This is a genomic window from Haemophilus parainfluenzae, assembly GCF_003252795.1.
GTDB classification, from domain to species: Bacteria; Pseudomonadota; Gammaproteobacteria; order Enterobacterales; family Pasteurellaceae; genus Haemophilus_D; species Haemophilus_D parainfluenzae_K.
On the sequence record NZ_QEPQ01000006.1, the window covers coordinates 1 to 15,933 of the forward strand.

The 15,933-nt window shown below is 39.7% G+C and carries 11 protein-coding genes; 3 read left to right on the forward strand and 8 right to left on the reverse strand.

Annotated elements, in window-relative coordinates; all coding sequences use genetic code 11:
* Positions 1–290 precede the first annotated feature (290 nt).
* Entirely contained in the window at positions 291–845 is a 555-nt protein-coding gene (gene gmhB / locus DPV81_RS08770) for a D-glycero-beta-D-manno-heptose 1,7-bisphosphate 7-phosphatase (protein ID WP_005697434.1), read from the reverse strand.
* A gap of 174 nt (positions 846–1,019) precedes the next feature.
* Between gmhB and metN the strand changes: the two genes are divergently transcribed.
* The 3 genes from metN to DPV81_RS08785 are packed head-to-tail and all read left to right on the forward strand — an operon-like array spanning position 1,020 to position 3,609.
* A complete protein-coding gene (gene metN, locus DPV81_RS08775; RefSeq protein WP_005697436.1) occupies positions 1,020–2,057 on the forward strand; it encodes a methionine ABC transporter ATP-binding protein MetN in 1,038 nt (345 codons plus the stop codon).
* Positions 2,047–2,739 carry a methionine ABC transporter permease gene (locus DPV81_RS08780; protein WP_049373857.1) on the forward strand — a complete coding sequence of 231 codons (693 nt, stop codon included), beginning with the start codon at positions 2,047–2,049 and terminating at the stop codon, positions 2,737–2,739. Before metN ends, DPV81_RS08780 begins: the two co-directional genes overlap by 11 nt.
* Positions 2,740–2,778: 39 nt before the next feature.
* Positions 2,779–3,609, forward strand: coding sequence for a MetQ/NlpA family lipoprotein (locus DPV81_RS08785; protein WP_005694684.1), 831 nt, complete (start codon positions 2,779–2,781; stop codon positions 3,607–3,609).
* 187 nt (positions 3,610–3,796) lie between these two features.
* On the opposite strand, the gene rpoC is transcribed toward DPV81_RS08785, so the two are convergent.
* The 7 genes from rpoC to DPV81_RS08820 form a co-directional block, all read right to left on the reverse strand.
* Positions 3,797–8,047 carry a DNA-directed RNA polymerase subunit beta' gene (rpoC, locus tag DPV81_RS08790; protein ID WP_111387949.1) on the reverse strand — a complete coding sequence of 1,417 codons (4,251 nt, stop codon included), beginning with the start codon at positions 8,045–8,047 and terminating at the stop codon, positions 3,797–3,799.
* 123 nt (positions 8,048–8,170) lie between these two features.
* Positions 8,171–12,199 (reverse strand): DNA-directed RNA polymerase subunit beta, encoded by a 4,029-nt coding sequence (gene rpoB, locus DPV81_RS08795; protein WP_111387951.1) that lies wholly within the window; start codon positions 12,197–12,199, stop codon positions 8,171–8,173.
* A gap of 296 nt (positions 12,200–12,495) precedes the next feature.
* Complete coding sequence (rplL, locus tag DPV81_RS08800) at positions 12,496–12,867, reverse strand: 50S ribosomal protein L7/L12 (RefSeq protein ID WP_005697375.1); 372 nt, start codon at positions 12,865–12,867, stop codon at positions 12,496–12,498.
* 54 nt (positions 12,868–12,921) lie between these two features.
* Positions 12,922–13,413 (reverse strand): 50S ribosomal protein L10, encoded by a 492-nt coding sequence (gene rplJ, locus DPV81_RS08805; RefSeq protein WP_005694693.1) that lies wholly within the window; start codon positions 13,411–13,413, stop codon positions 12,922–12,924.
* Positions 13,414–13,725: 312 nt separating this feature from the next.
* Positions 13,726–14,115 (reverse strand): RidA family protein, encoded by a 390-nt coding sequence (locus tag DPV81_RS08810; RefSeq protein ID WP_005694694.1) that lies wholly within the window; start codon positions 14,113–14,115, stop codon positions 13,726–13,728.
* An 80-nt stretch (positions 14,116–14,195) separates the two neighbouring features.
* Positions 14,196–14,942 carry an MlaA family lipoprotein gene (locus DPV81_RS08815; protein ID WP_111387953.1) on the reverse strand — a complete coding sequence of 249 codons (747 nt, stop codon included), beginning with the start codon at positions 14,940–14,942 and terminating at the stop codon, positions 14,196–14,198.
* A gap of 199 nt (positions 14,943–15,141) precedes the next feature.
* The gene (locus DPV81_RS08820) at positions 15,142–15,765 is read right to left on the reverse strand and encodes a YagU family protein (protein WP_005700166.1); all 624 of its coding nucleotides are present in this window, start codon (positions 15,763–15,765) and stop codon (positions 15,142–15,144) included.
* Between the last annotated feature and the right edge of the window lie 168 nt (positions 15,766–15,933).

Here is a 15,933-nt window from a genome sequence, read left to right on the forward strand (position 1 = left end):
ACTTAAAAAGTATATGAATTTCTAGTTAGCACCTATTAAGACTTCAAAATTAAAAAAATATTTTTAAAACAAGTCAATCAACAAGTGCCCACACAGATTGTCTGATATATTGTTAAAGAGCAAAAAAGAACGACGCACTGGTTTTCTTAAGAGTCACAACAGCGCGTCGTTGTGTGGGGCGTATTATAGGCATTTCAGATGCCTTTGCAAGATCTTTTTGTAAAAAAATGTAAATTTTTTCTTAGTTGAAGATCTTTTCGCCTATTCGAACAAAAAATAGATCATTTTTGTTACTTAATTAATCGTTTTGCTATTCTTGGCAAATCTGCAATGGAATCCAAAACATAATCAGCAAGGTTCTCTCCCTCTTCTGTAATAGGTTTGCCTGTTCGCACTAAAATATTTGTTTTTACTTTTGCGCCAATGCCTGCTTTAAGATCTTCAATCTTATCGCCAACCATAATAGATTGTGCAGGATCGATTTTCAGCGCTTTAATCGCCTCTAATAACATGCCTGATTTTGGTTTTCTGCATGCACAGTCTTCTTTATATTCGCCCTTCCCTTCTGGATGATGAGGACAATAATAAATACCATCTAAATCCACACCACGATCAGCTAATGACCAATCCATCCATTCTGTAAGTTGTAAAAACTGATCTTCTGAAAAATATCCACGAGCAATGCCTGATTGATTGGTCACTAAAACCAAAAGATACCCCATTTCCTTTAATGCTTTTAATGCATCAATGCTGCCTTCAATAAATTGGAAATCATCAATTTTATGAACATAACCATGGTCGATATTTAAAGTGCCATCACGATCTAAAAAAACAGCTTTCTTCATATATTTTCTCATTTATCTTTTTCTTAGGACAAAATTATCCCTTTTATCCTTAATATAAGCAATAATAAGTCATAACTGATCTGTCTAAAAAAGATCCCCGAAGATATTGACACAGCATTCTAGACGTCTAGAATACAAATGAAATTCAAATATTAACTGAGAACAAGGGCTTATATGATTAAGCTAAATAACATTACGAAGATTTTTACACTTCCAGATAAAAAACTGACCGCACTTGATAATGTTTCATTACATGTGCCTAAGGGACAGATTTGCGGTGTCATTGGCGCCTCTGGTGCTGGTAAAAGTACACTTATCCGTTGTGTAAACTTATTAGAAAGACCCACTCACGGTGCTGTGCTCATCGATGATGTGGATCTGACTCAACTTTCTGAAGCAGAATTAGTGAAAACACGCCGTCAAATCGGTATGATTTTCCAACATTTTAATTTGTTAACCTCTCGAACCGTTTTTGAAAACGTGGCATTGCCACTTGAATTAGAAAATAAATCAAAAGCAGAAATTCAAGAAAAAACGACCGCACTTTTAGCGCTTGTTGGATTAAGTGATAAACATAATGTGTATCCTGCTAATCTCTCTGGTGGTCAAAAACAACGAGTAGCGATTGCGCGTGCACTTGCAAGCGATCCAAAAGTCTTACTTTGTGATGAAGCGACTAGCGCATTAGATCCGGCTACAACTCAATCCATTCTAAAATTATTAAAAGAAATCAACCGCACTTTAGGTATCACCATTCTTCTTATTACCCATGAAATGGAAGTGGTTAAACGCATCTGCGATCAAGTTGCCGTAATTGATAAAGGCCGTCTGATTGAACAAGGCACAGTTAGCGAAATTTTCTCTAATCCGAAAACAGAATTGGCCCAAGAATTTATCAGTTCGACTTTCCACATTACCTTGCCGGAAGAATATTTAGAAAATCTATCTGATACGCCAAAACATGCCAAATCGTATCCGATCATCAAATTTGAATTTACTGGTCGCTCCGTCGATGCCCCATTACTTTCTCAAGCATCGAAAAAATTTGGCGTAGAGCTCAGTATCTTAACCTCACAAATTGATTATGCCGGTGGCGTAAAATTTGGCTTTACCATTGCGGAGGTTGAAGGTGATGAAGATGCGATTACGCAAGCCAAAGTTTATTTAATGGAAAATAACGTTCGAGTAGAGGTGCTAGGCTATGTTCAATGATTTATGGGCAACATTTAGCCAACAATTCCCCGATAATTTTGCGAGTTTATTAACGGTATCGACCATTGAAACGGTTTATATGTCAGTATTATCGACATTAATTGCCGCTTTATTAGGCTTACCACTGGGTTTTTTAACCTTTTTAACCAATAAAGGGGCGATTTTAGAAAACAAAAAACTCAATGCGTTTTTAAACGTCATTATTAATATCGGGCGTTCAATTCCTTATATTATTTTATTACTCGCTTTAATTCCGCTAACGAGCTGGTTGCTTCCTGGCGGCAGTATTGGTTCTAATGCAGCGATTGTCTCATTAAGTGCAGCCGCAACGCCATTTTTTGCACGTCTTACGAGTAATGCACTTTTTGAGATCCCAACCGGTTTGACTGAAACAGCAAAAGCTATGGGCGCAACCAATTGGCAAATTATTCGTAAATTCTATTTGCCTGAATCCCTACCTACGCTCATTAATGCGATTACGCTCACTTTCGTGACATTAATTGGCTATACCGCCATGGCGGGAACCCAAGGCGGTGGCGGTTTAGGAAGCCTTGCCATTAACTATGGTGTCTATCGCAATATGCCATCGGTAACTTGGGCAGCAACGATTGTTATCGTGATTATCGTGATGCTCAGTCAAAAATTAGGCGACACGCTCGCAAAACGAGTGGATCACCGTTAATTATTTTCTATACCATTTTATTCACAACAAGGAAAAAACATGAAATTAAAAAACTTATTTGCTATCACCGCTATCGCGTCAGCATTAGTATTAACAGGTTGTAAAGAAGAGAAAAAAGCAGATGCAGCATCAACTGCACCTGCTCCAACATCAATCAAAGTTGGTGTAATGGCTGGTCCTGAGCACCAAGTTGCAGAAACTGCTGCAAAAGTCGCAAAAGATAAATACAACTTAAATGTTGAATTTGTTTTATTCAATGACTACGCATTACCAAACACTGCTGTATCTAAAGGTGATTTAGATGCTAACGCAATGCAACACAAACCTTACTTAGATGAAGATGTAAAAGCGAAAAACTTAAACAACTTAGTGATTGTTGGTAATACCTTTGTTTACCCGCTTGCTGGCTATTCTAAAACCATCAAAAATGTAAATGAATTAAAAGACGGTGCGAAAGTTGTTGTACCAAATGACCCATCAAACCGTGGTCGTGCATTAATCCTTCTTGAGAAACAAGGTTTAATCAAACTTAAAAATTCTAACGATCTTCTTTCAACTGTCGCAGATATCGTTGAAAATCCGAAAAACTTAAAAATTTCTGAAGTAGATACCTCTGTTGCAGCTCGTGCATTAGATGATGTTGATCTTGCTGTTGTAAATAACACTTATGCAGGTCAAGTTGGCTTAAATGCACAAGATAATGGCGTATTCGTAGAAGATAAAGATTCTCCATACGTAAACATCATCGTTGCGCGTACTGATAACAAAGACAGCAAAGCGATCCAAGATTTCGTGAAAGCATACCAAACTGAAGAAGTTTACCAAGAAGCGAAAAAACACTTTAAAGATGGTGTTGTAAAAGGTTGGTAATCTCAGCTTAAGCAAAATATTTCAAAGCCACCGATAAGGTGGCTTTTTTATTGATGAAAAGAAAGTGCGGTCATTTTTACGATACTTTTCCAAACGAAAAACGCATCAAAAACTGACCGCACTTTCTGTATTAAGATAATAAAAAACCCGAGCCTAAACTCGGGTTTTCTTTTTTAGCAATTAGCGATTACTCTGCATCATCTGCCATATTAAGCATTTCTGCTAAGTTAGTTGTTGCATCATCTGCTGTCATCACAAATTCATCAGCAATTGCTGCTTCATCGTCTTCAGACAATTTAATCACAACATCGTCTACAATACGTTTTTTGTGACGACCTTGGTGATACGCAAAACCAGTACCAGCTGGGATTAAACGACCTACGATTACGTTCTCTTTCAAGCCGCGTAATTCATCACGTTTACCCGCCACCGCTGCTTCAGTAAGCACGCGAGTAGTTTCTTGGAACGATGCCGCAGAAATGAAGGATTCTGTCGCCAATGACGCTTTGGTAATACCAAGTAATTCACGTTCGAATTCAACTGGTGGTTTACCCTCCGCTTCACGTTTACGGTTCACAATTTTCACGCGAGCCACTTCAACTTGTTCTCCTTCGAGGAATTCGCTGTCATAAGCTTTGGTGATAACTGCTTTACGTAACATTTGACGTACGATAACTTCGATGTGCTTATCGTTAATTTTTACCCCTTGTAAGCGGTAAACTTCTTGCACTTCGTTCACGATGTATTCAGTTACAGCACGAACACCGCGTAAACGTAAGATATCGTGTGGAGTTTCTGCACCATCAGAAATCACATCACCACGTTCTACCATCTCACCTTCAAATACGTTGAGTTGACGCCATTTTGGAATCATTTCTTCGTAGATTTCACCTTCAGTTGGGGTGATTAGTAAGCGACGTTTACCTTTGGTTTCTTTACCGAAGGACACGATACCTGAAATTTCAGCCAAGATTGCAGGCTCTTTCGGTTTACGAGCTTCGAATAAATCAGCAACGCGTGGAAGACCACCGGTAATATCTTTAGTACCCACAGATTCTTGTGGAATACGTGCAAGTGGCTCACCCACTTTCACTTCCGCACCGTCATCTAAACTTACGATTGCTTTACCTGGTAAGAAGTATTGCGCAATAACGTCAGTTTCAGGTAAGAAGATATCGTTACCTTTTGCATCAACTAATTTAATAGTTGGACGTAAATCTTTACCTGCTGTTGCACGTTCACCCACGTCTTGTACTACGATAGAAGAAAGACCGGTTAATTCATCCGTTTGACGAGTTACGGTTAAACCGTCCACGATATCAACGAATTTCACAAAACCAGATACTTCAGAGACAACTGGCATTGTATGAGGATCCCAGTTTGCCACTGTTTCACCAGCAGACACTTCTTGACCGTCAGCTTTGTTCAATACAGTACCGTAAGGCACTTTATAGTGTTCTTTCGTACGACCAAATGCATCAGTTACGGTTAATTCAGTATTACGAGAAGTTAAAACTAATTTACCTTCGTCATTAACAACAAATTTCGCGTTAGCAAGGTGTAAAGTACCGTCGTTTTTGATTTGTACACTAGATTCTTTCGCTGCTGCAGAAGCTGCACCACCGATATGGAATGTACGCATGGTTAACTGTGTACCTGGTTCACCGATAGATTGAGCAGCAATAACACCCACTGCTTCACCTTGGTTGATGAGATGACCACGCGCTAAGTCACGACCGTAACATTTCGCACATACACCGAAGTCAGTATCACAAGTTACAACAGAACGTACTTTTACGCTGTCTACTGAGTTTGCATCTAACACATCACAAAGTTTTTCATCTAATAAAGTGTTACGTGCAATTAAGACTTCTTCTGTACCTGGTTTATACACATCTTCAGCCACAACACGACCTAATACTAATTCGCGAAGTGGAACTTTCTCATCACCACCTTCGATTAATGGGGTCATGACTAAGCCTTCGTGCGTACCACAGTCATCTTCAACGATCACTAAGTCTTGCGCTACGTCAACTAAACGACGAGTTAAGTAACCAGAGTTTGCTGTTTTTAATGCGGTATCCGCCAAACCTTTACGCGCACCGTGGGTTGAAATAAAGTACTGAAGTACGTTCAAACCTTCACGGAAGTTCGCTGTAATTGGGGTTTCGATGATCGAACCATCTGGACGCGCCATCAAACCACGCATACCTGCTAACTGACGAATCTGAGCTGCAGAACCACGCGCACCCGAGTCAGCCATCATAAAGATACTGTTGAAAGAAGCTTGTTTCTCAGGGTTACCTTCACGGTTGATGACTTCTTCCTGAGATAAGTTTTCCATCATTGCTTTCGCTACGCGCTCATTCGCCGCCGCCCAAATATCGATGACTTTGTTATAACGTTCGCCTGCTGTTACAAGACCAGATTGGAACTGTTCTTGAATTTCTGCCACTTCTTCTTCCGCTGCAGAAATAATTTCGTATTTTTTCTCTGGGATAACCATATCGTCGATACCCACAGAAGAACCTGAACGCGCAGCATAAGCAAAACCGGTATACATAATATGGTCAGCAAACATTACCGCTTCTTTCAAACCTAAACGACGATACGCTTCGTTGATGAGTTTAGAAATTGCTTTTTTACCTAATGTTTGGTTGAACAATGAATAAGGCATACCTTTTGGCGCGATCATCCATAAGATTGCACGACCGATAGTGGTATCGGTTAATGTAGTTTTCTCTTCTAATTCGCCTGCTTCATTTTTCACATATTCAGTAATACGTACTTTAACGCGAGAATGTAACTCTGCTTCACCTGTGCGATACGCTTTTTCAGCTTCGCGCGGATCTTGCAATAACATGCCTTCGCCTTTACCGTTTACTTTTTCACGGGTCATATAGTAAAGACCCAACACCACGTCTTGTGATGGAACGATAATAGGATCACCGTTTGCTGGTGAAAGTACGTTGTTGGTTGACATCATTAACGCACGCGCTTCTAACTGCGCTTCAAGTGTTAATGGTACGTGAACCGCCATTTGGTCACCATCGAAGTCCGCATTGAACGCCGCACAAACAAGTGGGTGTAATTGGATTGCTTTACCTTCGATTAGAAGTGGTTCAAACGCTTGGATACCTAAACGGTGAAGTGTCGGTGCACGGTTCAATAGAATTGGGTGCTCACGAATAACTTCTGCCAAGATATCCCAAACGATCGCGTCTTCACGCTCAACCATTTTCTTCGCCGCTTTGATTGTAGTTGCATAACCACGGCTTTCTAATTTTGCGTAGATAAACGGACGGAATAATTCCAATGCCATTTTCTTCGGTAAACCACATTGGTGTAAGTGCAAGTATGGACCTACAGTGATTACAGAACGGCCTGAATAGTCAACACGTTTACCTAATAAGTTTTGACGGAAACGACCTTGTTTACCTTTGATCATATCCGCAAGTGATTTCAATGGACGACGGTTAGAACCCGTAATCGCACGACCACGACGACCATTATCTAATAACGCATCAACAGATTCTTGTAACATACGTTTTTCGTTACGCACGATAATATCTGGTGCGATTAAATCTAATAAACGTTTTAAACGGTTGTTACGGTTGATCACGCGACGATATAGATCGTTTAAGTCAGAAGTTGCAAAACGACCACCATCTAATGGTACTAACGGACGTAAATCTGGTGGAAGTACTGGTAATACAGTCATCACCATCCACTCTGGTTTATTACCAGACTGTTGGAAAGCTTCTAATAATTTTAAGCGTTTAGTGATTTTCTTACGTTTTGTTTCAGAGTTAGTTTCTTGTAACTCTTCACGTAATTTTTCACATTCCACTTCAAGATCAATACCTTTAAGTAAATCTTGAATTGCTTCAGCACCCATTTTCGCTTCGAATTCATCTTGCCAGCGGTCTTCTGCATCAAGGAATTGTTCTTCAGTTAATAACTGTCCACGTTCCAAATCGGTCATACCCGGTTCGGTTACGATGTACATTTCAAAGTAAAGCACACGCTCAATATCACGTAACGGCATATCAAGTAATAAACCAATACGGGACGGAAGTGATTTTAAGAACCAAATGTGTGCAACTGGACAAGCCAATTCAATGTGGCCCATACGTTCACGACGCACTTTAGTTTGTGTTACTTCAACACCACATTTTTCACAAATCACACCACGGTGTTTTAAGCGTTTATATTTTCCGCATAAACATTCGTAATCTTTTACTGGCCCGAAAATACGTGCACAGAAAAGACCGTCACGCTCAGGTTTGAACGTACGATAGTTGATTGTTTCAGGTTTTTTAACTTCACCAAATGACCAAGAACGGATCATGTCTGGAGAAGCTAACCCAATTTTAATCACATCAAAATCTTCACTGGTTTTTGATTGTGCTTTTAAAAACTTAACTAAGTCTTTCACAAATAGTCTCCTGTCGGAGTTAAGGGTTTCAAAGTACGGTCAAAAATATTTTGTTTTTTAACCGCACTTCGGCGATTTCTTCCTTTTGCTTCCCCTGCGTACAGGGGAAGACCGGTTTGTCGATTACTCTTCGTCTAGCTCGATATTCAAACCAAGTGAACGGATTTCTTTCATAATTACGTTGAAAGATTCCGGTGTACCCGGATCCATTTGTTGGTTACCACCGACGATGTTTTTATACATCTTCGTACGGCCGTTCACGTCATCGGATTTCACAGTTAACATTTCTTGTAAGGTATAAGCCGCACCGTATGCTTCAAGTGCCCATACCTCCATCTCACCGAAACGTTGACCACCGAATTGTGCTTTACCACCAAGTGGTTGTTGAGTAACAAGACTATAAGAACCAGTTGAACGAGCATGCATTTTGTCATCAACTAAGTGGTTCAATTTGAGCATGTACATATAACCTACAGTTACTGGACGCTCGAATTTCTCACCTGTACGGCCATCGTATAATGTGATCTGACCTGAAGTTGGTAAGCCACCAAGTTTCAACATTTCTTTGATTTCTTGCTCATCAGCACCATCAAACACTGGTGTTGCTACCGGTAAACCTTTACGTAGGTTTTCTGCTAAACGCATGATTTCGTCATCACTAAAGGTGCTTAAATCCACTTTTTGTGCGCCATGACCTAAATCGTATGCTTTTTGCATATAGCCACGAAGTTTCTCAACATCTTGTTTTTGTTTGATCATCGCATTGATTTGATCACCGATACCTTTAGCAGCTAAGCCTAAGTGGGTCTCTAAGATCTGACCGATGTTCATACGAGATGGTACACCCAGTGGGTTCAATACGATTTCAACCGGTTGACCGTTTTCATCGTATGGCATATCTTCCACAGGGTTGATTTTTGAGATAACACCTTTGTTACCGTGACGACCCGCCATTTTGTCACCCGGTTGGATGTGACGTTTCACCGCAAGGTAAACTTTAACCACTTTTAACACGCCTGGTGCTAGGTCATCACCTTTAATGATTTTCTTACGTTTTACTTCAAGTTTGTGTTCAAACTCTTTACGTAATTCTTCATATTGGTCAGCAAGCTGTTCTAATTGGTTTTGTTTTTCTTCATCTGAAATGGTTTGTTCTAACCATTTTGTGCGATCCATTTTATCTAATTGTGCCGCATCAATACCGCCAGCGATAAGGACATTACGCACACGAGCAAACAAGCCAGCTTCTAAGATTTCTAATTCATCAGAAAGGTCTTTCTTAGCTTGTTTTAACTGCATTTCTTCAATTTCTAATGCACGTTTGTCTTTTTCTACGCCATCACGGGTGAAGACTTGAACGTCAATTACAGTACCGCTTACGCTATTTGGTACACGTAATGAAGAGTCTTTCACATCAGATGCTTTTTCACCGAAGATTGCACGTAACAATTTTTCTTCTGGTGTTAATTGAGTTTCGCCTTTAGGGGTTACTTTACCGACTAAGATGTCACCACCTTTCACTTCAGCACCCACATAAACGATACCAGATTCATCCAATTTGCTTAATGCAGATTCACCTACGTTCGGAATATCCGCAGTGATTTCTTCAGAACCTAATTTAGTATCACGCGCCACACAAGATAATTCTTGAATATGGATTGTCGTGAAGCGGTCTTGTTGTACAACACGCTCGGAAACTAACATTGAGTCTTCGAAGTTATAACCGTTCCAAGGCATGAACGCCACACGGATATTTTGACCTAATGCTAATTCACCTAAGTCTGTTGAAGGACCATCTGCTAACACTTCACCACGATTAATTGGATCGCCTAAATTCACACAAGGAATTTGGTTGATACACGTATTTTGGTTAGAACGAGTGTATTTAATTAAGTTATAAATATCGATACCCGCTTCGCCTGCTACGGTTTCGTCTTCATTTACTTTGATAACGATACGAGAAGCATCAACATATTGAACTGTACCACCACGTTTCGCTACAACCGCCACACCTGAGTCTAGTGCGATTGGTTTTTCCATACCTGTACCCACTAACGGCTTATCAGCACGTAAAGTCGGAACCGCTTGACGTTGCATGTTCGCACCCATTAAGGCACGGTTCGCATCGTCATGCTCTAAGAATGGAATTAATGCTGCAGCCACAGATACGACTTGTTGAGTTGAAACGTCCATATAGTGAATTTCTTCTGGTTTATAAAGACCAGATTCACCACGTTCACCACGTGCAGTAACGAATGCATCTGTAAAGCGATTGTTCTCATCAAGGTTTGAGTTCGCCTGTGCAATGATGTAGTTTGCTTCATCAATTGCAGATAAATATTCGATTTCTTCGGTTACTTGACCATCAACCACTTTACGATATGGCGTTTCTAAGAAACCATAATCGTTAGTACGAGCAAACGCAGAAAGTGAGTTGATCAAACCGATGTTTGGACCTTCAGGGGTTTCGATTGGACATAAACGACCATAGTGAGTGTTATGTACGTCACGCACCTCAAAGCCAGCACGTTCACGCGTTAAACCGCCTGGACCTAATGCAGAAATACGACGTTTGTGTGTTACTTCTGATAATGGGTTGTTTTGGTCCATGAATTGCGAAAGTTGTGAAGAACCAAAGAATTCTTTCACTGCCGCAGAAATTGGTTTTGGATTAATTAAGTCTTGTGGCGTGATCGCATCTAAATCGCCTAAAGATAAACGCTCTTTAACTGCTCTTTCTACACGAACTAAACCAATACGGAATTGGTTTTCTGCCATCTCACCCACAGAACGAATACGACGGTTACCCAAGTGGTCGATATCATCCACTTCACCACGACCATTACGGATATCGATGAGTTTTTTCATTACACGAATGATATCGTCGTTACTTAAAATACCCGTACCCTCGCCTTCAGGAATACCTAATGAGCGATTAAACTTCATACGACCTACTGCAGATAAATCATAACGTTCTGCAGAGAAGAATAAGTTATTGAATAACGCTTCTGAAGATTCTGGTGTAGGTGGCTCACCTGGACGCATCATACGATAGATTTCATATAATGCACTTACACGATCGTAAGTTGGATCAACACGTAATGTTTCAGAAATATACGGACCGTAATCTAAGTCATTAGTGAATAATGTTTCGATCACTTTATAGCCTGCTTGCGATAATTTCGCTAACACTTCTAAAGAAATCTCGCCATTTGCTGGGCAAATAATTTCACCTGATTCAAGATCAACGTAATCTTTCGCTGCTACTTTGCCTGCGATATATTCAGTTGGCACTTCAACTTGTGTCACATTATCTTTTTCTAATGCTTTGATGTGACGAGCAGTGATACGACGACCGCGTTCTACATAGACTTTGCCATTTGCTTCGATATCAAACGTCGCCGTTTCACCACGTAAACGTTCTGGCACTAATGTCATGAGTAATTTATTGCCAGCGATCTCGAAAGTTACTTTGTCGAAGAATAAGTTTAAGATTTCTTCAACGGTGTAACCTAACGCACGTAAAATAATGGTTGCCGGTAATTTACGACGACGGTCAATACGCGCATATAAGTTATCTTTTGGATCAAATTCGAAATCTAACCAAGAACCACGGTAAGGGATAATGCGTGCGTTATAAAGCACTTTACCTGAAGAGTGGGTTTTACCTTTGTCAGAATCAAAGAATACGCCCGGGCTACGGTGTAATTGTGAAACGATAACACGCTCAGTACCATTGATGACAAAGGTACCGTTGTCAGTCATTAATGGGATTTCACCCATATATACTTCGCTTTCTTTAATGTCTTTGACTGCGCGTGATGAAGATTCTTTATCGTAGCTAACTAAACGTAATTTTACGCGTAAACCTGCTGCATAAGTTGAACCACGAATTTGACATTCACGTACATCAAATTCTGGTTCTTCTAAACGGTAATCAACATATTGTAATTCTGTATAACCGTTATTGCTTACGATTGGAAAAACAGAACGGAATGCAGCTTCTAAGCCTTGTTGACCTTCAGGATCTTTTTGAATGAATTTATCAAAAGAATCTAATTGGATAGTTAATAAATAAGGTACATTTAAAACTTGCGGACGTTTGCCGAAGTCTTTACGAATTCGTTTTTTCTCAGTATAGGAGTAACCCATTATTGGTTTTCCTCTGTAAATTTTAGTGAGACCGAGTTGATATAAAAAAAGTGCGGTCAAATTAATTGACGTTTTTATTTATATCGGAGATTGACGCCGTTTCGGATACCGCACTCTGAACCTTACTTCTGTAGTGGGCTACTTAAATTAAAACGTCTGATTAATTTAAGTGGAAACAGATACCATTAAACGGAAAATGCCTATCTGTTTTTTGTGCTGTTTTTGATAGCACAAAATGGCTGATGGTAAACCACCAGCCATTAAGCCTGAGAAACAGGACATAAGTGAATCAAAAATTATTTGATTTCTACTTTTGCACCAGCTTCTTCTAATTCTTTCTTAAGTGCTTCAGCTTCTTCTTTAGAAACGCCTTCTTTTAAGTTAGCTGGAGCAGATTCAACTAAGTCTTTAGCTTCTTTTAAGCCTAAACCAGTTGCACCACGTACTGCTTTGATAACTGCTACTTTGTTAGCACCAGCTTCAGCAAGAACTACGTCGAATTCAGTTTTTTCTTCTGCCGCTGCTGCTGCACCGCCAGCTGCTGGAGCTGCTGCTACTGCTGCTGCAGAAACGCCGAATTTTTCTTCCATCGCTGCGATTAATTCAACGATTTCAGTTACAGATTTAGAAGCGATCGCTTCAATGATTTGTTCGTTAGTTAATGACATAACAATCAATTCCTAAAATTAATAAAGTTAAATGAAGTAAGAAACGCTTAATGATTAAGCTGCTTCTTGTAATTTGTCGCGTAATGCCGCAAAAGTGCGAACAAGTTTGCCTGCCGCAGCTTCTTTCATTGTGCCCATTAAACGTGCAATTGCTTCTTCGTAAGTTGGTAATGTTGCTAAGAATTCAACATCTTGGATCTTACCTTCAAAGGCTGCACCTTTAATTTCAAACTTATCGTTTGCTTTAGCAAAATCTTTGAACAAACGTGCTGCTGCACCTGGGTGTTCGTTAGAGAATGCGATAAGTGTTGGACCTACAAACGTATCTTGTAAGCATTCGAAATCAGTGCCTTCAACCGCACGACGTAATAAAGTATTACGAACAACGCGCATTGTTACACCAGCTTCACGAGCTGCTTTACGTAATTCAGTCATTTTATCAACAGTTACACCGCGAGAATCCGCGATTACTGCTGAAAGTGCACCTTTGGCTGCTTCATTTACTTCGGCAACAATTGCTTGTTTGTCTTGAAGATTTAATGCCATTGGCTTTTAGCTCCTGAATACACTCCGATTTCTCGGAATTAATTTACCTCATCGAAAGAGTTATCTTTCAGACTAGGACGACTTCGGTGCCCAGAAGCAAGAAATATTCTTATTCTGTTCACCATCTACGTAGGATTATTAAGACGATTATTGCTAACCATTCCCTACGGTCTTGGACGGGGCTTGAATAGGTCAAGCACCAACCAGAAATTTTACGCTAAGCGTAATTTAGGAGCGAGATTATAGTGATTAATCTCGCTCTTGTAAAGTCTATTGTAGAAAAAATCTGCAGCTTTTAACCGCACTTTCCTATTATTTTCTGACTGCAATCGCTTCGATTTCTAAGCCAACATCTTTTGGTAAGCGAGCAACTTCTACGCAAGAACGAGCAGGGAAATTAGGGTGATTATTTTCTTTAAAGAATTTCTCATACTCTGCATTTACTGCTGCAAAATCATTAAGATCTTTCACAAACACCGTGGTTTTCACAATATCACCCACTTTCAAACCAGCCTGTTCAATAATCGCTTTCACGTTTTCTAACGATTGACGCGCCTGAGCTACAATATCTTTTGGTACTTCACCCGTTGCTGGATTAACCGGGATTTGACCTGATGTTAAAACTAAATTACCTAAATCTACCGCTTGAACATAAGGACCGATTGCTGCTGGGGCTTTTTCTGTATGAATGATTTTAGTCATGATATTCTCCTTTAATATTGACGTATAAATACGCTTGCTATCCTAACATATAAGTGACTTTATCGCTTATACGAGTATTCTTAATCAATCTCTTTTAATACATCATCAGACAATTCTTTCTGTGAACTTTCTTTTACTTTGCCATCATTTACTTTAAATTCTAAATTCTGATAATAAGCTTCGCGGAAAGTAACATAAGGATCTTGTGCTTGATTGAGCAATTCTGTTTGATCCAATGTTTTCGAGCGTTTATCTACGGCTTGAACACCATATTTCACCAGTGACCATGGACCACCTACCCAATTCCAGAACGGATAAGTATAAGCCGCATCGACCACTGCCCCCGTTAATTGACGAGGTGTTGTCGCATTATAAATTGGCAATACAATATAAGTGCCCGCATCTACACCGTAGGTGCCCAATGTTTCACCAAAACTGCGTTGATCATAAACCTGCAAGTCTTTGCTTGCACTGGCAAAATCAAATAAACCACCGATACCAAAGGTGGAGTTAATCCAGAAACGGTTGAAGTGAACAAAGGCTTTTTTCGGTTCACCTTCTAATAAACGGTTAACAAAACTCACTGGCTCATCTAAGTTATTTGCCACATTGGATAAACCTTTTGTGACCGGTGTCGGCACGTAATCACGCCAGCCTTTTGCTGCTGGTTCCAACACATAGCGATCCATGACTTTATAGTTAAAATCAAACATCGTGCGGTTAAAACTTTCTAATTTATCATTGCGTTCACCATCTGCTTTGGTTGCACAACCCGTTAATAAAACTGTTGTCATTAAGCCGACCGCAAGTAAAGGTGTTTTTTTCATTCCACTTTCCTATCACAAAAAATTGTCTTTATTCTAACCAACTTGAAAGATAACTACAAAAAATTTATTGAAACCCTGAGATGACTTTTCTGTTAGCTATGTTTAATCATGGTGCTTTTTAGTTTTCCAAAAATGACTTTTGTTCCCGACATAAACCAAAATGCCACCTTTCGGTGGCATTCTTTGCAATATAGATTAATTATTCAGTTGCATTTTTTAATGGAATTTCTGCATCTGGCTCGCGAGTAATACGGTTACGTAAATCACGACGAATAATCTCAATTGTCCAGAACCAGAAAATATGTCCCACTAATTCAGAAATATGTTCATATAATGGCCATTCTGCAACAGGTGGTGTTAAACCTAATGCAGGGAAAGTGATATAGTGCACACAAATATCTGCGATTAAACCTGCACCAATACCTTGCCAGAATTTGATTTTAGGGAAACGTTCTGCCACTAAGCAGTAAGCAATAGCAAATACTAATGAGAAAGTAATGTGAGTCACACCAATCCAGTCAAAACCATGATCTGCAAAAGTGAATGCTGCTTGAGTTGGGTCAATACCTAAATAATCACGTAAGAATACGTGAGGCGGGTTCAAGAATGCACGTGAACACACTTGAAGAATTTGATCTTGGCTTAAACCTGTGATGTCTACTTTACATGCTGCTGCGAAGAAATCGATTGGGCTACGCGGTGGGAATGGATGCTCAGCACCCCATTTTACGAATGCAGAAATTAAACCTGCAATAATACCAACAAAAATCGCTACGCCATAACGACGACGATTAGCAGGAGTTTGTTCAAAAATACCTGACATATATTTGCTCCGAAAAAAGAAAAAATGACCGCACTTTGTATCAAAAGTCGCGGTTCCCATTTTGCTTTAGCAAAACTTGTCTTGAATTCTCAATGACTTTGGTGAGTTAGTCAAGAACTAATTATTAAGAGTTAGAACATTTTATGGTAAGAATAAAAAATGCGGTTA